This is a genomic window from Nocardia wallacei (assembly GCF_029869545.1).
Lineage (GTDB): Bacteria > Actinomycetota > Actinomycetes > Mycobacteriales > Mycobacteriaceae > Nocardia > Nocardia wallacei_A.
Map to the genome: position 1 here is coordinate 1 of NZ_JARWQD010000138.1, position 21,581 is coordinate 21,581.

A 21,581-nucleotide genomic window follows, 5' to 3' on the forward strand; every position below is an offset into this window, starting at 1 on the left:
GGGCTGGCTTTCTGGGGGGCGGCGGTCCCGGGGCCCGCCCGCGCCCTCCCTGGCGCGGGGGGGGGGGGCCCCCCGGCCCCCTGTGGGGCGGGGGGCCGCGCCCCCCCCACTCGGCGGTGCGATCGGCGATCCGGTTCCACGGCCGCACGAGGCGAATCCGGGTGAGCCGGGCCAGTTCCCGGTGGCTGAAGCTGGTCCGCTGGGTCTCCGGGCTGTCGCAGGCCAGATGGAATCGGATGAGATCGCGCGGCACCGCGGCGGCCAGCTCGCGACCCCACACCAGATGTCCGCGGCTGGTGGAGAACTTCTCCCGGTCCAGCTCGTAGAACTCGTTGGTGAGGAACCGCGCCGGCAGCGGATAGTGCTCGCCGTAGGCGAGCAGCATGGCCAGCCCGGAGATGGCGAACGGATGGATGTTGTCCACGCCGAGGAAGTACACGATCTCGGTGCCCGCCTCACGCCGCCACAGCTCGTCCTCCGAGCCCGGGGACAGGCCCGCGCCCTCGGCGGCCAGCATGGAGCAGTACATCGTCCATGCCACCGGCTCGGCGTTCGGGTTCACCACCTGACCGGGCAGATCCGGCGCCGGAATGCCCCACGACAGCGGGTAGGTCACCGGAAAATCCGCCAGTGGCCGGGCCAGGATCTCGTCGATGACCTGTGCCGCGTGCGGGCGCAGGGCGGCGGCCGCCCGATCGAAGTGCGCGCGCAGCTGCCCGCGATACTCCTCGGCGGGCAGCACGAGCACCTCCGTCTCGCGAAACTCCAAGGGCTCCCGGGGATCCCGGGTCGATCGCGGGTCGAGCAGCTCACCCGCCGCGACGGGATGCCCGCAGCTCTCGCACAATCCGCCGCAGCTGGTGGCCAGGCACACCGGGCAGGTCCCGGTGACGTGACCGTCGACGAGGTACTCCCCGGTGCGCGGAGCGTAGGGAAACCGCATGGGCCGCAACCGCACTCGGCCGCGCGCCCGCAGATCGGCCACCACCTTGGTGACGAACGCGGTGAACCGGTCCTCCCAGCCGGTGAAGCCGTCGGCGGCGATGCCGAGCGCGCCGAGCGTCGCCTCGATCTCCGCGGCCGAACGCCGGACCAGCGCCTCGGGGGTGGTGCCGAGCCGCCGCGCGGTCGTCACCACGAAGGTCGAGGTGTCCTGAACACCCGTGCCGAACAACACCTTCCGGCCGGTCGACCGCAGGTATCGGGAGTACACGTCGGCGGCGAGGAACGGCCCCGCGATATGCCCCAGATGGAGGTCGCCGTTGGCGGTGGGGGCGGGGGAGATGACGATGGTCGGTCCGGTCACGAGCCCGTCTCCTGTCGCGCCGATACGCCGTGCCGGGCGCTGAACTCCGCCGACATCGCGGTGTCCCACCAGATCGCGTACCACTCGAAGTCGTCCTCGCCGGTATTGCGGACCGAGTGGGTCGAACCCGGTGCCAGACAGGCGAGATCACCGGCCCGGAACTCGCGCGGGGTGCCGTCCACCTCGAGGACGGCGCGGCCCGAGAGCGCGATGAACAGCTCGTGCTCGTGATGCGCGTGCGGGTGCGAGGCGGCGCCCGGGCCCAGCACGCACCAGGCGCCCTCGAACGGGGCGCTCAGCGCCGCCCACGGCAGCAGGCGCTGCGAGGCGACCCCGTAGGCGTCGGTGAGCGCGCCGCGGTCGAGGCGTCGAATCTCGTTGCCGCTCATGCCGTCCGCACCTCCGCCACAGGCCGCCGACGCAGCTCGGTGCGCCGGTCCAGCAGGTCGTCGACGATGTCCTGGGAGCGGTGCGCGAGGACGCTGATCAGGGTGTCGGAAATGCCGTGCGTGGCCTCGTTGACGCCTTGCAGGTACACCGCGCCGCGGGCGGAGCCGCCGAGTTCCATCCGATAGCGCCGGGTCACCTCGATACCGGGGAGCCCGATGCGGTCGGCGAGATCGCGCACCAGCGCGGGCATCTCGGGGGAGTAGCCGGTGCCCAGCAGCACCAGATCGCACCGCATCGGCTCGATCCGGCCGCTGCGCAGATCGCGCAGGTCGAGCACGACCTCGTCGCCGTCCATCCGCGCCGCGACCACATCGGTCATGGGCAGGATGCGAGAACGCTGCTGCCCCAGCATCTTCTGCCGGTAGAGCATCGAGTACAGCTCGTCGAGGAACGGCGGCGCGAGGCCCGCGTAGTTGGTCAGATGCATCTCGTCGAGGATCCGGCGGCGGGCCTCGGCCTCGCTGTAGTAGAACTCGTCGACGAACGACGAGTAGAACAGCTCGTTGACGAATTTGCTGGTCTGATAGTTCTGCAGGCCGATCGAGCGCACCACCATGGTCGGCGCGGCACCGGGCAGGTCGGTGTGCACGGCCATGAACATCTCGGCCGCGCTCTGCGCCCCGCCCACCACCACGGGCCGCAGGGGCTTGTCGCCGTCGAATTCGGCGATGCGGCTGCAGTACCGGGTGCTGTGGACGATCCGGTCCCCGGGCAGGCTCGCGAACACGTCGGGAACATGCGGATCGCGCCCGGTGCCGAACACCAGGTCCCGGCAGGAGATTCGGTCGCCGCCCGCCAGGTGGACGGTCCAGCCCACGATCCGGCCGTCGGCCTCGAGCCGGGGCTCGGCCCGCTGCACCCGCGCGCCGTAGCGCACCCGGACGCGTTCGAGCGAATGCGCCACCCACTGCTGATATTCCGACAGCTCCCACCGGTAGGGGTTGAAGGTGGCGAGGTTGACGAACTCGTCGAGCTGCCGGCGCTCGTGCAGGAAATTGAGGAACGAGAACCGGCTGCGTGGATTGCGCAGGGTCACCAGGTCTTTGAGGAACGACACCTGGCTGCGCGCCCACGGCAGCAGCAGGTTGCGCTGCCACTTCACGTCCGGGTGCTGTTCGAGCAGCAGGGTGTTCTCGGCGAGTGCGGTCGCCCCGGACTCCTCCAGGGCCACCGCCAGTGCCAGGTTCGCGGGCCCGGCGCCGATGGCCAGGACGTCGACGTCGTATTCGGTCACATTCTCCACCTGTGTCGGTATCGGATAACGCTGAGACACAGTCAAATTCACGACGGCGTTGGTCGACACCGTTCGCGGGCATCGAACATCAACCGATCGCCGTGGCGGTCACGACAGCGAAAGACCCTGGGCGAGAACGGCGATCGTCTCGGCCCAGGGCCGGTGTGCGGGTTCGGCGAGCCTACGGCCGATCGGCGGCGATCGTCACGGTCTCCAGATCCAGGTCGCGGAACGGGGTCACCACCACATTGCGCAGCCGCTGCGACCACCCCGTCTGCACGCCCGGGGTCAGCAGCGGGATCGCGGGCATGTCCCGCAGGATGAGCCGCTCGGCCTGCTGGTAGAGCGCTGCCGCCTCGGCCTCGGCCGGGGTGGCGTCGGCCCGGGCCAGCAGGGCGTCCACCTGCGGGTTCGAGTACCTTCCGGTATTGGACGAGCCGCCGGTGCGATAGAGCGGGTTGAGGAAGTTCTCGATCGACGGATAGTCGGCGACCCAGCCGGTGCGGTAGATCGTGTTCATCTGCCCGCCGTCGATACTGCGGCGGAATTCGCCGAGGGTCGGTACCGGGACGAACCGGCACTCGCGACCCAGCGCGTTCGTGATCGAGGCGCAGACCGCGGTGAGCCACTTCTCGTTGGCCGTGTCGACGTTGGACGAGATCTCGATGGGACCCTGGAAACCACTGCTGGCGAACAATTCCCGCGCCTGCTCCGGGCGATACCGGCACAGGTCGCCGCACTGATCGGGTGCCGCGCCGCGCACGGTCGGCGGCACCAGACCGGCGGCCGGGGTGCGGTCGCCGGTGAACACCTGGTCGACCACGGCCTGCCGATCGATCGCCATCGACAACGCCTGCCGCACGCGCGGGTCGCCGTAGCGGGAATCGTAGAGCGGGAACGTGATCGACTGCAGACCCGATCCGGTCTTGACCAGGTGGCGGCCCGCGAGATCTTGCTGGTACCGGCCGCCGACCAGCGCGTCGCCCGGCAGCACCTCGAGGAAGTCGAGGCGATCGGCGACGACATCGGCGTAGGCGCCCTCGAGGGACTTGTTGAAGCGGAACTCGGCCCGCCGGATCACGGGTTTGCGCAGGCCGGTGGGGTTGTCGGCGCGCTGCACCACGATGCTGGAACCGCGTGTGTGCGAGACGAATTCGAACGGGCCGTTGCCGATCGGATGTTCTTCGTACGCGGCGCGGTCGGTGAAGAACGCGGCGGGCAGCGGCGCGTAGGCGACGTAGCCGAGCCGGGTCGGGAACGACGGCAAGGACTGGGTCAGGGTGACCTCGAACCGGTGGTCGTCGAGGAGACGGAGCCCGCCGAGTTCGCGCGCGGCCGGAGCGGTGCCCCGAACCCGGTCGAATCCCTCGATGACCGAGAGGAATCCGGCACCCTGCTGATTGTTCGGCCCGTACGCGGTGTAGTTCCAGGCGTCGACGAAGCTGCGGGCGGTCACCGGCGATCCGTCGTGGAACGTCCAGTCCTTGCGCACGGCGATGGTGAACACGCGGGAGTCGGAGGTCTCGATGGATTCGGCGACGGCATTGCGCGGTGCGGCCGTGCGCGGGTCGTAGTCCACCAGCCCCTTGAACAGCGAGCGCAGGATCTTGGAGCCACCGGCATCGGTGGTATTGCCGGGAATCAGGGCATTGGCGGGCTCGGTGGTGTTGACGGTGATCGAATCGGACTGCGGCGCACCGGGTTCGGTGTCCGAACCGCATCCGGAGGCCAGGGCGGCCGCCAGCGCGGCGGTGACGGCGCAGAGGGCGAGTCGGGATGTTCGCATCGGGAGATATGCCTTCCTGCAGGATGAGCGGATCCGTTCGCGCGGCGGCAGGAGCTGCCGGAACGCGGAATCCGACAACTCAGTGCAGCAGAGGCCCGGATTGGCCGATACCGACCGCGCAGCCGGACAATCAAATCCGGTCAACCCGGCTCAGGATTGCGTGGTGGAGAACCCGATCCACATCGAGCCCCACCAACACGCCTGGGAGACAAGGGCACTCGCGGCCCCGCGCAGCAGAAGGCCGCGGCCGGGTATGGATTCGGCGGCCATCCGGTGTCCGAGTGCGGCCGCCTGCAGCCCGTTGACGATGAGCACGAACACCAGGACCAGCTTGATCCGGGTGGGCCCCGCGGCGAGGTCGGGGGCGAGGAACATGCCGCTGCCCACCAGGCCGGACATGCCCAGCCAGATGGGCAGATGCAGCCGCCGCATGCCGCGCACCGCCTCGGCCAGCGTGGTGCGCCGGGCCAGCCACAGCACGGCCAGATAGTCGGCGACCAGCACCGCCCCCATGCCGACCACCAGCGAGACCAGATGGACGAACAGCGCCGCTTCGCGGGCGGCGGGCCCCACGTGCAGCCTTGTCGAGGCCCAGACAGCGAATGTGAGCGCGGAGATCGCGGCGGCGCCGGTCCACATCGGCGACCGCCGGAAGCGGAGGAGTGGGGACGGTCCGGTCCCGATATCGGTGGACACGCTGTTTCGACCCTTCGATCCGGGCGGAGGCGAATATCAGTCGCCGGATGCCGCGTCTCGCTCCGGCATCCCGGCGTAGGCGAACCAGGCCGCGGCCAATCCCAGGGCGCCGCACAGCGGCCACACTCCGGCACCGAGCTGCTCCCACGCCAGCACGCCGAGCGTGGGGCCCAGCGCCAGGCCCAGCCCGAACGTGGCCTGGTGGGTGGCGACATAGCGGGCCTTCACCGCGTCCGGGAACGTGCTGGGATAGGCGAACATGGTGGGCCCGTTGATCATCACGCCCAGCACGAACACCGCCGTGCACACCAGCACCACGGCGATCGCGCTCCCGGCCAGGGCATATCCCGCGACCCCGAGACCCATGATCGCCGTGCCGACCGCGCCCACGACATTGCCGCGGCGATGCGTCAGATACGAGGTGATCTTCAGCTCGAAGGCGATCAGCACCACCGACGCGGTGACCAGCACCGCGCTGTACCAGGCCGTGGAATAGCCCTCGCGGGCCAGATTCAACGGCAGCGCGACCGTGTACTGCACGTAGATGAGCGTGCCGAGCAGCACCGAGGCCAGGAACAGCTGGTAGCGGTAGTCGCGGGCGATCACGGCGTAGCCCGAACGCCGGTGCGGCGCAGCGGGATCCGGTTTCGGAGCGGAGGTCGCGGGCAGCAGCGTCAGCGCCAGGACCGCATACGCCAGGGCCGTCGCCGCATCGACCCAGTACAGCAGGTTCCAGTCGATGAGGATGAGCCCGGCCGCCAGCAGCGGGGCCAGCGCGGCGCCGGTGTTCAGCGCGATGCGCATCATCGAGAAGCCCATCACCCGGAACTGTTCGGGCATCAGATCGCTCAGTAGCACGGCGGCGGCCGGGCGATACGCCTGGGTCACCAGGCCCGCGGCCGCGACGACCGCGACCAGCGCCAGCACCGAATCCGGGTCGCTGAGCGGGGGAATCAGTGCGAGGCAGGCCGCGGAGGCGGTCATCGACGCCACGATCGTGGTGCGCGGCCCGAGCCGGTGGGTGAGTTCCCCGCCGAGCATGGTGCCGAGCACCGCGCCCGCGCTGTAGGCGGTGAGCGCGAAACCGGCTCGGCCGAGGGAGAATTCGTGGTGGATCAGGTACAGCACCAGGAAGGTCTGGACGAAGGCGCCCAATTGATTGATCAGCACCCCGAGCAGGAGCACCCGGACCGGGCGCGGGGTGCCGCGGAGCGCAGCGACCACACCGGTGCGCCCGGGGGTACGAACGGCGGTCATCGGGGTCTGCCTTCCGTCTCGGTGAAAAGAGCCTGTACGGAACCGAAGTCGAGCCCGCCGGACAGGGCGGTGTAGGTGCCGTGGGCGAGCAGTTCGGCCGCGGCCGCCTGCACGCGCTCGTAGGCCGCCTGCGCGATCGCCGAACCCACGCTGACGCGGCGGACGCCCGCCGCGGCGAGTTCGGCGACCGCGGGCGCACCCGGCCCGGCCATGACGTTCACCGGCAGCGGCGACTTCGCGGTCAGCTCGGCGATCGTGCCGAGGTCCAGCAGTCCGGGGACGAACAGGCTGTCCGCCCCGGCCGCCGCGTAGGCGACCGCCCGGGCCAGCACCTCGTCGAAGCGGTCCTCGGGGGCGCCGATGCCGAACAGGTACACGTCCGTGCGGGCGTTGATCACCAGTTCGGCCAGTCCGGCGCGGGTGGCCGCGGTGCGGGCGGCGTCGAGGCGAGCGGCCTGCTCACGGTCGTCGAACAGGGGACCGCCGGGCCGCCGCGAATCCTCCAGATTCACGCCGACGGCGCCCGCCTCGATCACCGCGGCGACCGTCGCGGCGACATCCTCGGGTGCCGGGCCGTAACCGCCTTCGATATCGGCGGTCACCGGGACCGCGACCGCGCCGGCGATGCGGCGCACCTGCTCGACCATGTCCGCGCGGGTCAGCCGCTCGCCGTCGCCGCGCCCGAGCGCCCACGCCACCGCGGCGCTGGTGGTCGCGACCGCGGCCGCCCCGGCGTGGGCGACCAGGGCGGCGCTGACCGCGTCCCACGCGTTCGGCAGCACGAACGTGCCACCGGCGTGCAATTGCCGAAACGCCGCCGCCTGATTGCGCTGAAAATCCTTCACCTGCGACTCCTCGCCACGTTGATCCTCCGAAGTGGAATGCGACGAAGATTACCGGTGGAGCGGCGGTATCGGCCTGGGCCCGAACGTATTTCGAACAATCGAACGTCAATCGACCGGCGCCCGCGAACCGGTCACCCGAGCAGCGGGTCCGCGGTGCGCAGGCTGATCACCGGAAGTTCGACGGTATCCATCTCCGGATACATCGCGAAACGACCGGTCTGCTGGGCCACCAGCCTGCCCACCAGCGGCGCCAGCAGGTAGCGCTCGGGCGCCGAAACACGGTGCAGCAGACCGGAATCGATCAGACTGTCCACGGCGTATTCGGCGGCGTCGACCGAGATGTGCAGCACCCGCGCCAGCCCGCCCGGCGTCACCTCGTCGGCGCCGGAGGCGAACATGTGCACCACGTGCTTGGCCAGCGGCGGCAGCGAAAGGTACGCCGGGAGCAGGGATCCGGCGAGGCTCACGTCACCGATCCGCAGCCAGTCGGCCACCTGGACACCGGCCTCGAGCCGGTCGGCCACCTCGGCGAGGCGGCGCCCGGGCTGCGCGGCGATCTTGCGCCCGGCGATGGTGACGGCGAGCGGCAGATGTGCGCAGAAGTGGGTGATGCGCAGCGCCGCTTCGTGTTCGGCGCGTACCCGGTCGTTGCCGATCAGCAGCCGCAGCAGCGCCAGCGACTCCGCGCGGGGCAGCGGGGTCAGGGTGATCCGCCGGATGCCGTCGAGCCCGAGCAGCCGCGACCGGCTGGTCATCAGGATCTGGCTGGTCCCGGAGCGCGCCAGCAGGGGCCGGACCGCGCGTTCGTCGCGCACGTCGTCGAGGACCACCACCACGCGCCGCTGCGCGAGCATCGACCGGTACAGGCCGATGCGATGCATGTCGTCGGCGGGTATCCGGTCCGGCGGCACGCCCAGCGCGTGCAGGAATCCGGCCATGACCTCCATCGGCTGCACGTCGACGGCGCCCATATCCGCCCACAGGTGCCCGTCCGGGAATTCGCCGGTCATACGGTGCGCGAGGCGCAGCGCGAAGGTCGTCTTGCCGATGCCGACCGCGCCGCGGACCAGCAGCGGCACCCGGCCCTCGGCGGAATGCGCCAGCACGGTCCGGGCGCCCTCGAATTCCGCGGTGCGCCCGACGAAGTCGTGCACGCCGATGGGAAGCTGCGCGGGGTGCGGATGGCCGGTCGGCTCCGGCTGCCGGTCCTCGCCGGACGGTTCGGCGGGCTCGAATCCGGTGTCGCCGCGGACCTCTCGCCACCGTTGCTCCCATTCGGCGGCATCGCCCTCGCAGGCCCGGACGAACGCCAGGGTCACCTGCAGCGTCGGGATCCGGTGCCCGCTGGCGGCCTCCGACAGGACCGACGGCGAGTAGAGGGCCACGCTGGCCATCCGGCGATACGACGGATTGCCCGCCGCCGCACGCAGTTTGCGAAGATCACCCGCGAAGGCGGCCAGTGGTCCGGTGCGGGTGTCCAGGGGTTTCTCACGTCTGCCCATGTCGATCTGTCCTCCGAGTGCGGTGCGGCGCAGGGCCGAACTCGCCACGACGGCGACGACCCACGGTGGGGCCTCGCCCCCGCCCCCGATGCGGAGTTGTTCGTGGTACCGGACCACGTCCTGATCATCGTCCGGGTCGGACGGTGAGCGGATTTCATCCCGGTGTCGTTCAGCAGACAACGGCGTGTCTACCCCTGCATCGGCCCGGACGGGCCGGTTATTAACGAATCGGTGCGGGGAGCGCGGGCCGGTCCGGCCGCGCGGGTATCAGCCACGGTCCTGCAAACCCGCCCGGACGCCCGGGACGGCGCGTCGGGCCGGTCCGCGATCCGCCCGGTTGTCCGGCCTGAGCACCGATAAGCCGCCGACCACGGCGCGTGTCACCCGACCGGATTAAAGTTGGTGGTCTGAGCCGTTGGACGGTCGGATAGGGTGGTCCGATCTAGCCGGGAGAGGTGGTGGCATGACTCAGCATCTGGAGAAGGCGAATGCCGAGCAATCGAGCGCGGGCAGCGACGCCGCTCCCACCACCGGCGACGCCTCCGCATCGGCCCCCACCCCGCGCAGTATGCCGATGCGCCAGCCGGGCACCCCGGCGGCCGTGCCCACCTCGGCCTCGCGCCGGGTCCGCGCGCGGCTCGCCCGCCGGATGACCGGTCAGCGCGGTATCGCCGCGGTCAAGCCGGTGCTGGAACCGCTGGCCACCGTGCACCGCGAGCTGTACCCCAAGGCCAACCTGCAGCTGCTGCAGCGCGCGTTCGACGTCGCCGACGAGAAGCACGCCCACCAATTCCGCAAATCCGGCGATCCGTACATCACCCACCCGCTGGCGGTCGCCAACATCCTCGCCGAGCTCGGCATGGACACCACGACGCTGGTGGCCGCGCTGCTGCACGACACGGTGGAGGACACCGGCTACTCGCTCGAGGAGCTCACCCGCGAATTCGGCGCCGAGGTCGCCCACCTGGTCGACGGCGTCACCAAGCTGGACAAGGTCAACCTCGGCGCGGCGGCCGAGGCCGAGACCATCCGCAAGATGATCATCGCCATGGCCCGCGATCCGCGCGTGCTGGTGATCAAGGTCGCCGACCGGCTGCACAACATGCGCACCATGCGCTTCCTGCCGCCGGAGAAGCAGGCCAAGAAGGCCCGCGAGACGCTGGAAGTCATTGCGCCCCTTGCTCATCGGCTCGGCATGGCGACGGTCAAATGGGAGCTGGAGGATCTCGCCTTCGCGATCCTGCACCCGAAGAAGTACGACGAGATCGTGCGCCTGGTCGCCGACCGCGCGCCCTCGCGCGACACCTATCTGGCCAAGGTCCGCGCCGAGATCGTCAACACCCTCGCCGCCAGCCGCATCAACGCCATCGTGGAGGGCCGACCCAAGCACTACTGGTCGATCTATCAGAAGATGATCGTCAAGGGGAAGGACTTCGACGACATCCACGACCTGGTCGGCATCCGCATCCTCTGTGACGAGGTACGCGACTGCTACGCCGCGGTCGGCGTGGTGCACTCGCTGTGGCAGCCGATGGCCGGGCGCTTCAAGGACTACATCGCCCAGCCCCGCTACGGCGTCTACCAGTCGCTGCACACCACGGTCGTGGGCCCGGACGGCAAGCCGCTGGAGGTGCAGATCCGCACCCAGGACATGCACCGCACCGCCGAATTCGGCATCGCCGCGCACTGGCGCTACAAGGAGACGCGGGGCAAGCACTCCGGCGACTCCGGCGAGGTCGACGACATGGCCTGGATGCGCCAGCTGCTCGACTGGCAGCGCGAGGCCGCGGACCCGGCGGAATTCCTGGAGTCGCTGCGCTTCGACCTGAAATCGCCCGAGATCTTCGTGTTCACCCCGAAGGGCGACGTCATCACGCTGCCGCAGAAGTCGACGCCGGTCGATTTCGCCTACGCCGTGCACACCGAGGTCGGCCACCGCTGCATCGGCGCCCGCGTCAACGGGCGCCTCGTCGCGCTGGAGCGGCAGCTGGAGAACGGCGAGGTCGTCGAGATCTTCACCTCCAAGGCCCAGAACGCCGGGCCCAGCCGCGACTGGCAGAACTTCGTGGTGTCCCCGCGCGCCAAGGCCAAGATCCGGCAGTGGTTCGCCAAGGAGCGCCGCGAGGAGGCCCTCGAGGCCGGTAAGGAACAGATCTCCAAGGAGGTCCGCCGGTCCGGGCTGCCGCTGCAGCGGTTGATGAGCGCCGACGCCATGGGCGCGCTCGCCCACGAACTGCACTACGCCGACGTCTCCGCGCTGTACGCGGCCGTCGGGGAGAACCAGGTGTCGGCGCACACCGTGGTGCAGCGGCTGATGGCCCAGCTGGGCGGCGTCGGCGATGTGGAGAACGAACTCGCCGAGCGGTCCACGCCCTCGACCCTGCCCACCCGCCAGCGCATCAGCGGCGACGCCGGTGTGGAGATCCCGGGCGCCCCGGGCACCGTCGCCAAGCTCGCCAAGTGCTGCACCCCGGTGCCCGGCGACGAGATCATGGGCTTCGTGACCCGCGGGGGAGCGGTGAGCGTGCACCGCACCGACTGCACCAACGCCGATTCGCTGCGCGCCCAGGCCGAGCGCATCATCGACGTGAAGTGGGCGCCGTCGCCGTCGTCGGTGTTCCTGGTCGCCATCCAGATCGAGGCCCTCGACCGCACCCGCCTGCTGTCGGATGTCACGAAGGTGCTCGCCGACGAGAAGGTGAACATCCTGTCCGCGTCGGTGATGACCTCCGGCGACCGGGTCGCGATCAGCAAGTTCACCTTCGAGATGGGCGACCCGAAGCACCTGGGCCACCTGCTGAACGTGGTGCGCAACGTCGAGGGCGTGTACGACGTCTATCGAGTGACATCGGCCGCCTGATCCGCCGCGCGATGCCACAATGGCGGGCATGACGGTGGTTCTCGTACACGGCAATCCGGAGACCGCAGCGATCTGGGGACCGCTGGTCGACGCCCTCGGCCGGGAGGATGTGGTGCGGCTGTCGCCGCCCGGATTCGGTGCGCCGCTGCCGGACGGCTTCTCGGCGACCTACCTGGACTACCGCGACTGGCTCGAGGGCGAGCTGGCGCGCTTCGACGAACCGGTCGACCTGGTCGGCCACGACTGGGGCGGTGGCCACGTCGTCACCGTCGCGATGCATCGGCCGGAACTCGTGCGGAGCTGGGCCAGCGACGCCGTCGGGCTGTTCGACCCCGAGTACATCTGGCACGACCTGGCCCGGGTGTGGCAGACGCCGGGCGAGGGCGAGCAGGCCGTGGCCGCCATGCTCGGCGGCAGTGCCGAGGAGCGGGCGGAAGGCATGGTCGCACTGGGCATTCCGCGCGATATCGCCACCTCGATCGCCGCGGAGCAGGGCCCGGATATGGGGCGGGCGATCCTGGCGCTGTATCGCTCGGCACGTCAGCCCGCCATGGCGGAGGCGGGCCGGGATCTGGCGAATGCGGCTGCGCGGCCGGGACTTTCGATCCTGGCGACCGATGACCCGTACATCGGCGCCAGCGATCTGCGGACGCGGGCGGCCGATCGGGCCGGGGCCCGCACCGCGGTACTCGACGGCCTGGGGCACTGGTGGATGGTGCAGGACCCGGCCCGCGGCGCGGACGCGCTGACCGGCTTCTGGAAGTCGCTCGCGTAACCGGCTCTCGGATGCCCCGGGGAGCCTCTGAAATCTGGTGATGCCGTTCACTTTTCGCTCGCCGTGCGATGTTCTCGCGCGCGAGCGATGAGGTCGGTGCGGTCGATTCCGGCGAGCGCCAGGGCGCGCGGGACGGTGCCGACCTCCGCCGCCAGCACGCCCAGCAGCAGGTCCACGGGGCGCGCGTCGTGTTTGGTCACCGCGGTGAAGGTGCGTTCCAGGGCGAGCTTGGCCGAGGCGCCCATGGCCGGGCTGCCGGTGCCGCGGTGCGCGCGGGGGAGCGGAAAGTCCTCGGCGGACACGCCGACCGCGGCCAGGCTGGCCTCGTACTCCCGATCCAGCGCGTCGCGCACGGTGCGATGGTCGAGCCCGGCCGCGGCCAGGACCGGGTCGGTGTCGGGATCGGGCTCGGCGGCGATGGCCAGCAGCAGATGCTGTGCCTCCATCGAGGACGAGCCGTCGGCGCGCGCCTCCGATTCACCGCGCAGGATGATCCGGTGGAAGTACTTATCGATCGCGGCCATCGCCACGCCTCCTCAAGGTGACGCCGGCGGCAATGAGCCGCTTGGCATGTTTCTTGTGCACCGCCTGGCGGGTGATGCCGAGTGCCTCGGCGACCTGCGGCCAGCTCCAACCGGCCCGCATGGCCTGCTCGACGGCGGCATCCTCGACCTGATCGGCCAGCCGCCGCAGCGCGACCACGGCGGCCAGCGCATCGGCGGGGTCCTTCGGTCGACTCTCGGTGCCAGCCATGCAAGCAACCTTAGTTGACTAATCCGCGCCAGTCAACCAGGGTTGCTCAGGGTCGTCGATCCCGCGGGTGCGGTCGTGAGTTCGGTTCGCGGCGTGGGGGATACGGGGGTGAGTCGCCGGATTGTTGCTATGGCGAGTGGAACTCGGGGGCGGGGGTTAGAATTCTTCCGGTCGGTTTCGGGTTCTGACGTGGATTGTTCCGGGGATGCGTTCGCATTGTGCAGGATGCACTGCGCTGTTCGCTCGATTCTGTTACGGTCTATTGCGTTTCGGGGCACGCGCGGCTACGGCGGCAACTCGAACGCATGGTGATCGCCCTGCGCTACAAGATCACCGACGAACGGGTCGCCGCGGCACTCGGCCCTCCCGACTGATGCATACAGCTGGTGAAGGGGGTCAGGTCTTGCTGGCCACGCGCACAATCCGGAGTACGCCGGTCGCGCTCGCCATCGCGGCGGTGGCGGCGATCGGGGTGGTTCCAGCGCAGGCGCAGCCGTCCGGCCCCACCACCGAGGTTCCGATCGATGTCTGCCCGGCCCTGTACGCCTTGGGAATTCAGGGCACCGGCGAATCCTCCCCGGACGCGGCGCCGACCACCGACACCGGCATGCTGTCCTCGGTATTCCTGCCACTGCTGGCGCAGGCGCCCGAGCGCGGCCTGGTCGACCGCGCCTATGTGCCCTACGAATCCGGCTTCGGCGGCGCGGTTCCCGGTGGGACGGCCCCGTATTCGGAGTCCCTGGCCGGGGGCCTGTCCCGGCTGCGGGGGATGGCCCAGCAGATCGCGCGGCGCTGCGAGCAGACCAGATTCGCGGTCGTGGGCTATTCCCAAGGCGCCCACGTGGCTTCGATGTTCGCCCAGGAGATCGGCGCCGGCCAGGGCGTCCTGCCGCCGGAAAAGATCGCCGCCGTAGCGCTTTTCGCCGATCCCACCCGCAATCCTGGTGCGCCGCTGTTTCCGGGCTCGCCGGGTAAGGCCACCCCGGATGCGGCACCGGGCACGGCGGGCGACCGGGTGTCGGCACTGCAGACCCTGGCCCAGGAGCCCGCGGTCGGCGGCGGCATCGGCCCCGACCGGGACCGGGCGGTCGACTTCGGCGCGCTCACCGGCCGCGTCGCCAGCTTCTGCGCCGCGGGCGACCTCGCCTGCGACGCGCCCGCGGGCGCTCCCATCCTGCGCGCGGTCACCAATGTGGCGGGCCAGTCCCGGCTCTCGGGCGGCGACCCGATCGCGGCGCTGGTCTCGATCTCCCAGGCCCTGGCCTTCACCTCGATCAAGACCGCCACCACGGTGGTGAACTCCGATCTGCAGGGCACGGTGCCCGCGTCGCTGTCCTACCAGCCGCAGCAGTCGATCTCGCAGCGCATCGCCGAGGCCTCCGACCCGCGCAGCCGCATCGCCCTCGCCGACCCGATGCGCGCGATGTTCAAGGTGGGGGTGATCGGCCTGAACGCGGTGGGCACCGCGGTGCGCACGGTGCTGAACCCCGCGGCCATCGGCGAACTGGCGCGCGCCGCGCTGAGCAACCCGCCGGTCGCGCTGGTGCTGCTCGCCACCAAGCTCGCCGGTGCGGTCACCCAGCTGGTCCCGCCGACCACGGTGTCGCGGCTGGTGAACCAGGCATTCGACGCCGTCGTGCAGAACATCACCGACAACCGGGATCTGCTCGATACCGCCGCGTGGGTGCGGTATTGGGATACCGTCCAGCGCCACGGCGCTTACGCCACCGCGGCCGTGGACGCCCGCGGCGACGCCCCGGTCCGGTTCGTCGCGGACTGGTTCGCTGCCGCGGCCCGCGACCTGGTCGCGGCGCACGGCGGTCCGCAGGCCCCGAAAGGCACTTCGAACAGCCCGATTACCGGAATCTTGGTGCCGCCTCCCGGCGCGTCGAGTTCGCCGAATTCGTCGGGTACGGGACAATTTCCGTTTGGGACAGGCCCCGGCGGCGTGCCGTCGACCTCGCCCACCGCTGGTACCGCCCACGACTACCCGTTCTCCACGAACTGATCGCCGAGAGGGTCCGACGATGCTGCACGACGTGCCTGGCTCCGCGGGAAGGGGGGAATGTTGAAGTCGTACAAAGACTTGGCGCGCTGGTATCCGGCGCTCGAGCCGCCCGGTGTCGCGGCGCGCCCGCCGGTGCGTGAGCAGCCGTCCTTCGCCGAGGACGAGGGCGGCGCCGGTGCGGCGCGCTACCCGCACTACATTCGCGACACCGAGCCCGAACCCTTCGACATCCCGTTCGCCGAGGATCCGCCCGCCCGCCGCAGCGAATTCGTCGGCGGCTGGAGCGACTGGGTGGGCGATCACGCACCCGGCCCGGACGACGACTACCCGGAGCGCGACGGCGACGTCGTCCAGTTCCCGTGGGACGACGAGGAGGACGAGCGGCCCGCCCCGCCCCGCGAACCCGTGCAGCGCGGCCGCATCGGCCGCGACGGGCCGGGCGCCGCCGCCTCGCCGCACACCCTGCGCGAGCGCACGCGCCCGGGCCGATGGCGCATCGCCGCGATCCTCCTGATTGCCGTGCTTTTGCTGGCGGCCGCCGGGGCCGCCGCGCTGTATCTGCTGCATTCCCGCGGCGGCCCAGCCCATTCCGGCGCCCGATCCGCGTCACCGGTGCGCTTGACATCGGTCACCGGCGACGGGGCGGCCGCGGATTTCTGCCCCACCGAGCGGACCGATCGGATGATGCGCGGCGCCGAACCGGGCGGTACCGCGTCCGGCCCGGACGCGATCATGTGGTTCCAGCATTCGTACTACGTCGAGCGGTCCGGTGAGCGCGCCCGGGAGGTCGTGGCGCCCGGCGCCGCGATCTCGGGCGCACCGGTCATCCAGCGCGGCATCGACTCGGTCCCGCTGGGCACCGCCCACTGCGTGCGGGTGACGGCGGTGGGCCGCGGCGAGGAGGGCACCGACAGGTATCTGGTGGAGGTCACCGAGCGACGGCCCGGCGCCGCGCCGAAGACCTACGGCAAGCAGACGGTCACCACCGCGGTGATCGGCGGCCGCACCCTGATCACGGGCATCGCGGCCGGGTAAGAGGAGAGCTGAGACGATGGGACAGGACTGGAGCCGGTGGCTCGACGAGACGCCCGAGGCGGGCGACCCGGCGAGCGGTCGATCGCGCGCGAAGGCTCCGGTGGTGCGGTTACGCAAGGGCCGCCGCGGCGACGGCGAGGAGGCCGCGCTGCCGCGCCCGGTCCTGGTGGTGGGCGGCTGCGGTGGCGCGGGCACCACGACGACCGCGCTCGGCATCGCCGGTGAGCTGGGCGCCGCGGGCGCCCCGACCGTCGCCGTGGACGCGACGTCCGCGGGCAGCGATCTGGCGCTGCGCGGCGCCGACGAGCACCTGAGCCCGATCAGCCTGCAGCAGTGGCTCTACGGCCGCGGCGACGACGAACCGGCACCGCTGAAGGAATGCCTGTCGCAGGCCAGCTCCGGCATCGGGCTGCTGTGGCGCGACTCCGCCCCGCTGCGCCGCCGCGCCACCTACCTGACCGTCTCGCGCGCGATCGCCGACGCCGGATACACGCCCGTCTACGACGGCGGCAGCCCGATCGCGGGGCGGCACCTGCGCCCGCTGCTGGAGGACGCCGATATCGCGCTGGTACTGGCGATTCCGGCCCGCGCCGACGCCGCCAACCGGCTGCGCGTCACGCTGGAATGGCTCGACGATCAGTTCGGCGGCCCGGCCGAGGGGCAGGGCGGCGGCATCGTCGGCGACACCACGATCGTGGTGTCGCACCAGCTTCCGGGCAACGAGCCCGTGGTCGCCGAACATTTGCGAGAACACCTCACCGGCTGGGTTCGCGACATCCGCGAGATCCCTTACGATCCGGAGCTGGCGCGCGGAGAACTGGTGCGCCCCAACACGCTTGCCGCCGACACCCGCAGGGCATATCGCACCCTGGTCGCGGGGGTGGCATCATGACCGCGGCCATGAAGGAACAGGGAAGTCCATCCGAATCCGCCGCCGGGGGCGAGGGTCCCACCGGCAGGGCGGGCGTCGTCGCGCCCCCCGAGGCGCGCCGCGCCCCGGTCTGGGATCGTCCCGTGCCCGGCGCCGGGCGCGCCCCGCTGGTGTGGTTGCTCGGCGTGCACGGCGGTGCGGGGGCCAGCACCCTCTCGCACGTGCTCGCGCCCGCCGCGGATTCGCACCGGCGCTGGCCCGGAGTCTTCGAGCGCGAATCCCCCTTCGTCGTGCTGGTCGCCCGCGAGACGATCGCCGGACTGACCCGTGCTCACGATCTGCTGCGCCAGCACCGCGCGGGGCTGGCCGGGCCGAGCGAGGTACTCGGCCTGATCACGGTGGCCGCTCGGCCGGGCCGCATGCCCGCCGAGATCCGCCGCTACCGCGATGTGGTCGGCTCGCTGGCCGGCCGGATGTGGCAGGTGCCGTGGCACGAGGAGTGGATGCTCGTCGAGCCCGACCAGCTGCCGGTGTGGTCGCCGTCCGATCCGCCCCCGCAGCAGAAGAAACGCAAACTCGATCCGTTACAAGAGGTTCCGCACGACGTCGACGAACTCGGCATGAGCATCGTCGACCTCATTCGTGAAAAAGTAGCTGGCAGTTCGCACTTGGAAGAAGAAGAGGACGCTCGATGAGTACCATCCTGGCGGCCGTGCACGAGACGTACGGCGCTGTTCTCGCTCAGGTCGGGAATCCGACGCCCGAGGCGCCCCCCGCCTCGGAGAAATTGCTGAAATTGGTTCGGTATTTCACGTGGTTCGTGCTGCTGTCCGGAATCATGGGAATCACCTACGCGGGAGGCAAATTCGCATGGGAGAAGTGGACCGGGGGCGGCCTGGAATCTCCGAAGATGGTGGCGGGAGCCATGATCGGCGGCATCATCGCCACCAGCGCCGGAACCATCATGAACGCGGTCATCGGTAGCTGATGTCCCCCGCGACCGTGCTTGCCTACAAGCAGATGCCGTCCGATGTGGTCGAGCCCATCATGCAGCTCATCGACTGGCTGCTGTGGGTCGTGCTGCTGTTCTGCCTGGCCTGGATGATCATCTCGGCCGGTCGGCTGTGGTCGGCGATGCGCGACGACATGGCCGTGAACGATGCCTCCCACGGCATAGTCATGAGCCTGATCGGGGCGATCGTGGCGAGTTCGGCGAGCGCGATAGCACTGACCATACTGCCGACGTGAACGGTGGGCCCCCATGACATCGGCCGAGATCGACGCACCCGCGCACGCGGTGTACCCGCTGCGCCTGCGCCGGGCCGCCGCGGGCGTGCTCGGCGCCGCCGTGCTGGCGGCCGCCGGATGCGGTGGGAGCGACGGTGATTCGTCGAATCCGGATCCGGCGCATCCGCCCAGCGGGGTGCGCTGGCAGCCGTATCAGGGTGTCGCCCTGCCGGTGACCGATCAGGGGCCGCGAAGCGACAGCGACGGCGCCGCAACGGGATTCGACCGCACCCCCGCGGGTGCGGCGGTCGCGGCCATCACCCATTCCGTGCGGCTGTCGGTGGCCACCGACAGCCAGTGGTCGACGGTGGTCGCCCGGGAGCTCGTGCCCGGTCCGGCCCGCGACGAGTGGGCGGTCAACCGGGTGCAGCTGTCGATCACCGGTCCCGCGGCGGAGCAGTACGCGCCGCGCGTGCTCGGCTATCGCGTGCTCGGCTTCACCAGAGACAGATCGAACGTGGACGTCTATACGGAATACTCCGACGGTTCGCGGGCGGTGAATCACACCACCGTCGAATGGTTCGGCGAGGACTGGAGGTTACGACTGCCGGAGTCCGACGCCACCGCGCGTCCCGTCGACTCCATCGACCAATTGCCCACCGACATAGTGACATTGGAGGCACCAACATGACCGGGAAGGATGCGGGCGGCTCGTATACCGATGCCGATCGCGGCGTCTCCTTCGGCGTCATCGCCTCGGCCGCGGTGCTCGCGTTGATCGTGATCGTCGGGGTGTTCATGTATGTCGGGCGGGACGATTCGGGCGGTACCGAGCCCGCGGATTCGCTGCCCTCGCCGGTCGCCGGGACGGGAGCCACCGGGTTCGCGGCACCGGAGGTCGATCTGTTCGGCCGCCGCGTCGATATCCCGAACAACCCTGCGGGACAACCACTCCGGCAGGATCCCTCGCTGGAGAAGAGTCCCACCGACGAGGACTGGCTGACCGCCGCGCCCGCGGGCACCACCGAGCCCCGTGGCTGGCAGCGCGTGCACGGCGCCTCGGTGCCGTTCTCCACCAGCGACGGACCCGCCCACATCGACGAGAACGGGCTGGCCGTCGGGTACTCGCACACCCCGCAGGGCGCGGTGCTGGCGGCGGCGCAGATCACCTACCGCCTCAACGCCCGCCCGGCCGACCGGAATCTGTACACCCAGCAGGTGCGGGTGGCGCCGCAGCAGCTGGCGGCCTACGACAAGGCGCTGGATGCGGGCAAGCTGCCCGAGCAGCAACCCGAGCGGGTGACCCGATACCTGGTGGCGCCGGACGCGTTCCGGGTCGAGAACTACGCCGACGATATGGCCATCGTGCGCCTGGCCGCCCGCGGCCCGGTGACCGACGGCAAGCAGCTCTGGGCGGCGGTCCGGCTGGTCATGGTGTGGGATTCGGGCGACTGGCGGCTCAAGCCGACCGAGTCCAAGGGCTCGCCTACCGAGTACATCGACTCGCTGACGGGGTGGACGACATGGTGAGCGGGGGTGCGACCGATATGTTCGGCCGCCGCGAGCTGTTGCTGCGGCTGGCGGCGGTCTCACCGGAGTACCTGGGCGAATGCGATCGCCTGCTGGCCGCGGGGAAGGTGCCGGACAAGCTGACCCCGCTGCTGTACGCCTCGGACGCGTTCCGCGTCGACACCTACACCGACGACCACGCGGTCGTCGACATCGCAAGAAAGGCAAGAGAAGTCATCGATGGCCAACCGACATGGGTCGGCATGCGTCTCGCGGTCGCCTGGCGTGACGGTGATTGGAAGCTGACGGCTGTGGACGGGCAACAACCGGTCCGGATCGATTCCCTGCGGAGCATCGAAGGGTGGACGACATGGTGAGGCGCATTCTCACGATCTTCGCGGTCGTGTTCACCGTCATGATCGCGACACCGACCGTGGCCTACGCGCAGTACGGCTTCGACCAGACCTGCAACGAGATCCACGACGATCTCGACGGTCTCGGTCTGCCCGGCGTCTCGCTCGGCGACGCCGCGTCTGCCGCGTGCAAGGCCGGTAACGCCGCGACCCACCCGGGCGATGCCGCGGGCGCGGTCCGCGACAAGGCGTGGGACTCCACCTTCGGCAAGGTGGTCGACTCGCTGATGAACGGGCTCGGGCAGGCGCTGATCCTCGCGCTGACCTTCTGGATGAAGGTGCCCAACGAGCGAATAAGCAACGGCGGGGAGCTGTTCCAGAGAATCAACGACTACACCTATCAAGCCCAGATCCTGCTACTCATAGTGTCGGTGATCCTGTCCGGCGCCAGATTGGCGGAGGCGCGGCGAGGGGCCGCGCTGAACGAGGCGGGCGAGTCGTTCCGGATGTTCGCGAGAGTGGTGTTCAGTTCCTGGATGCTGGGCGCGGTGATCGTGGCCGGAACCCAGGCGTCGGATCGCTTCTCCGCGTGGGTGATTCAGGACGCCACCGACGGCAACGCCAAGAACATCGCCGAATTCATGGTGAAAACGGCCAAGCTGCAGGCATTCTCGCCGGGCCTGGTGCTGATCATCGCGATCGTCGGCCTGCTGGGCGCGCTCGCGCAGATCGTGCTCGCCATCGTGCGGCAGGGCCTGCTGGTGGTCGCCGCGGGCGTGCTGCCGCTGGCGGCGGCGGCCTCGGGGACCAGTACCGGCAGGCAGGCGTATCCGAAGCTGATCGGCTGGATCATCGCGTTCATGCTCTGGAAACCGGTGGCCGCCATCGTGTACATGATCGCGTTCGTGGCCATCGGCAACACCGACGATCTGACCACCACCGCGGGCCTGCCCGATGCCGATCAGGCCCAGCGCATGCTGGTGGCGATCGTGCTGCTGTGCAGCGTGGCGTTCGTGCTGCCCGCGCTGATGCGCCTGGTCACCCCGGCGGTCGCGATCGTCGGCAGCGGCGGTTCGACGGAGGTGGTGCTGGGCAACAGCCACGGTGTCGAGGC

Annotated in this window: 23 protein-coding genes; 13 read left to right on the forward strand and 10 right to left on the reverse strand. The window is 70.4% G+C overall.

Features of this window, described 5'->3' with window-relative positions:
• The 8 genes from QH290_RS10975 to QH290_RS11010 all read right to left on the reverse strand — a co-directional run.
• On the reverse strand, nt 1–1,306 hold a 1,306-nt coding region (locus QH290_RS10975), incomplete at its 3' end, for a class I tRNA ligase family protein (protein ID WP_280382777.1).
• On the reverse strand, nt 1,303–1,695 hold the full coding sequence (locus QH290_RS10980; RefSeq protein WP_280268437.1) for a cupin domain-containing protein: 393 nt from the start codon (nt 1,693–1,695) through the stop codon (nt 1,303–1,305). The genes QH290_RS10975 and QH290_RS10980, both read right to left, overlap by 4 nt.
• Entirely contained in the window at nt 1,692–2,990 is a 1,299-nt protein-coding gene (locus tag QH290_RS10985; RefSeq protein ID WP_280268438.1) for a SidA/IucD/PvdA family monooxygenase, read from the reverse strand. Before QH290_RS10985 ends, QH290_RS10980 begins: the two co-directional genes overlap by 4 nt.
• 181 nt (nt 2,991–3,171) lie before the next feature.
• Entirely contained in the window at nt 3,172–4,776 is a 1,605-nt protein-coding gene (locus tag QH290_RS10990) for a peptide ABC transporter substrate-binding protein (protein WP_280382778.1), read from the reverse strand.
• A gap of 150 nt (nt 4,777–4,926) precedes the next feature.
• Nucleotides 4,927–5,472, reverse strand: coding sequence for a hypothetical protein (locus QH290_RS10995; RefSeq protein WP_280268440.1), 546 nt, complete (start codon nt 5,470–5,472; stop codon nt 4,927–4,929).
• 36 nt (nt 5,473–5,508) lie between these two features.
• Nucleotides 5,509–6,729: an MFS transporter gene (locus QH290_RS11000; RefSeq protein ID WP_280382779.1), complete on the reverse strand. Its 1,221-nt coding sequence runs from the start codon at nt 6,727–6,729 to the stop codon at nt 5,509–5,511.
• On the reverse strand, nt 6,726–7,574 hold the full coding sequence (locus QH290_RS11005) for an isocitrate lyase/PEP mutase family protein (RefSeq protein ID WP_280382780.1): 849 nt from the start codon (nt 7,572–7,574) through the stop codon (nt 6,726–6,728). The genes QH290_RS11000 and QH290_RS11005 overlap by 4 nt, the downstream gene beginning before the upstream one ends.
• Before the next feature lie 131 nt (nt 7,575–7,705).
• Complete coding sequence (locus QH290_RS11010; protein WP_280382781.1) at nt 7,706–9,076, reverse strand: NB-ARC domain-containing protein; 1,371 nt, start codon at nt 9,074–9,076, stop codon at nt 7,706–7,708.
• A 568-nt stretch (nt 9,077–9,644) separates the two neighbouring features.
• Between QH290_RS11010 and QH290_RS11015 the strand changes: the two genes are divergently transcribed.
• Both QH290_RS11015 and QH290_RS11020 read left to right on the forward strand, forming a co-directional pair.
• Nucleotides 9,645–11,936, forward strand: a complete 2,292-nt coding sequence (locus tag QH290_RS11015; RefSeq protein ID WP_425301834.1) for a RelA/SpoT family protein — start codon at nt 9,645–9,647, stop codon at nt 11,934–11,936.
• 28 nt (nt 11,937–11,964) lie between these two features.
• Nucleotides 11,965–12,711 carry an alpha/beta fold hydrolase gene (locus tag QH290_RS11020; protein WP_280382782.1) on the forward strand — a complete coding sequence of 249 codons (747 nt, stop codon included), beginning with the start codon at nt 11,965–11,967 and terminating at the stop codon, nt 12,709–12,711.
• A 47-nt stretch (nt 12,712–12,758) separates the two neighbouring features.
• Here the strand turns inward: QH290_RS11020 and QH290_RS11025 are convergent, their stop codons facing one another.
• Both QH290_RS11025 and QH290_RS11030 read right to left on the reverse strand, forming a co-directional pair.
• Nucleotides 12,759–13,235 (reverse strand): Clp protease N-terminal domain-containing protein, encoded by a 477-nt coding sequence (locus QH290_RS11025; protein ID WP_280268446.1) that lies wholly within the window; start codon nt 13,233–13,235, stop codon nt 12,759–12,761.
• On the reverse strand, nt 13,219–13,464 hold the full coding sequence (locus QH290_RS11030) for a helix-turn-helix domain-containing protein (protein ID WP_280268447.1): 246 nt from the start codon (nt 13,462–13,464) through the stop codon (nt 13,219–13,221). Before QH290_RS11030 ends, QH290_RS11025 begins: the two co-directional genes overlap by 17 nt.
• A 218-nt stretch (nt 13,465–13,682) precedes the next feature.
• Here QH290_RS11030 and QH290_RS11035 point away from each other — a divergent pair, with 218 nt between their 5' ends.
• The 11 genes from QH290_RS11035 to QH290_RS11085 form a co-directional block, all read left to right on the forward strand.
• Nucleotides 13,683–13,838 carry a hypothetical protein gene (locus QH290_RS11035; RefSeq protein WP_280268448.1) on the forward strand — a complete coding sequence of 52 codons (156 nt, stop codon included), beginning with the start codon at nt 13,683–13,685 and terminating at the stop codon, nt 13,836–13,838.
• Between the two features lie 29 nt (nt 13,839–13,867).
• Nucleotides 13,868–15,472 carry a cutinase family protein gene (locus tag QH290_RS11040; RefSeq protein ID WP_280382783.1) on the forward strand — a complete coding sequence of 535 codons (1,605 nt, stop codon included), beginning with the start codon at nt 13,868–13,870 and terminating at the stop codon, nt 15,470–15,472.
• A 57-nt stretch (nt 15,473–15,529) separates the two neighbouring features.
• A complete protein-coding gene (locus QH290_RS11045; protein ID WP_280268450.1) occupies nt 15,530–16,507 on the forward strand; it encodes a DUF8176 domain-containing protein in 978 nt (325 codons plus the stop codon).
• 16 nt (nt 16,508–16,523) lie between these two features.
• On the forward strand, nt 16,524–17,399 hold the full coding sequence (locus QH290_RS11050) for a MinD/ParA family ATP-binding protein (RefSeq protein WP_280268451.1): 876 nt from the start codon (nt 16,524–16,526) through the stop codon (nt 17,397–17,399).
• Entirely contained in the window at nt 17,396–18,073 is a 678-nt protein-coding gene (locus QH290_RS11055) for a hypothetical protein (RefSeq protein ID WP_280382784.1), read from the forward strand. The genes QH290_RS11050 and QH290_RS11055 overlap by 4 nt, the downstream gene beginning before the upstream one ends.
• Complete coding sequence (locus tag QH290_RS11060) at nt 18,070–18,366, forward strand: hypothetical protein (RefSeq protein ID WP_040748909.1); 297 nt, start codon at nt 18,070–18,072, stop codon at nt 18,364–18,366. Before QH290_RS11055 ends, QH290_RS11060 begins: the two co-directional genes overlap by 4 nt.
• Complete coding sequence (locus tag QH290_RS11065) at nt 18,366–18,626, forward strand: hypothetical protein (RefSeq protein ID WP_280266253.1); 261 nt, start codon at nt 18,366–18,368, stop codon at nt 18,624–18,626. The genes QH290_RS11060 and QH290_RS11065 overlap by 1 nt, the downstream gene beginning before the upstream one ends.
• Before the next feature lie 13 nt (nt 18,627–18,639).
• Nucleotides 18,640–19,296, forward strand: coding sequence for a DUF8175 domain-containg protein (locus tag QH290_RS11070; RefSeq protein WP_280382785.1), 657 nt, complete (start codon nt 18,640–18,642; stop codon nt 19,294–19,296).
• Nucleotides 19,293–20,135: a DUF8175 domain-containg protein gene (locus QH290_RS11075; RefSeq protein ID WP_280266255.1), complete on the forward strand. Its 843-nt coding sequence runs from the start codon at nt 19,293–19,295 to the stop codon at nt 20,133–20,135. The genes QH290_RS11070 and QH290_RS11075 overlap by 4 nt, the downstream gene beginning before the upstream one ends.
• Nucleotides 20,129–20,491: a DUF8175 domain-containg protein gene (locus QH290_RS11080; protein WP_280382786.1), complete on the forward strand. Its 363-nt coding sequence runs from the start codon at nt 20,129–20,131 to the stop codon at nt 20,489–20,491. The genes QH290_RS11075 and QH290_RS11080 overlap by 7 nt, the downstream gene beginning before the upstream one ends.
• A partial coding sequence (locus tag QH290_RS11085; protein ID WP_280382787.1) for a hypothetical protein occupies nt 20,485–21,581 on the forward strand: 1,097 nt, incomplete at its 3' end. The genes QH290_RS11080 and QH290_RS11085, both read left to right, overlap by 7 nt.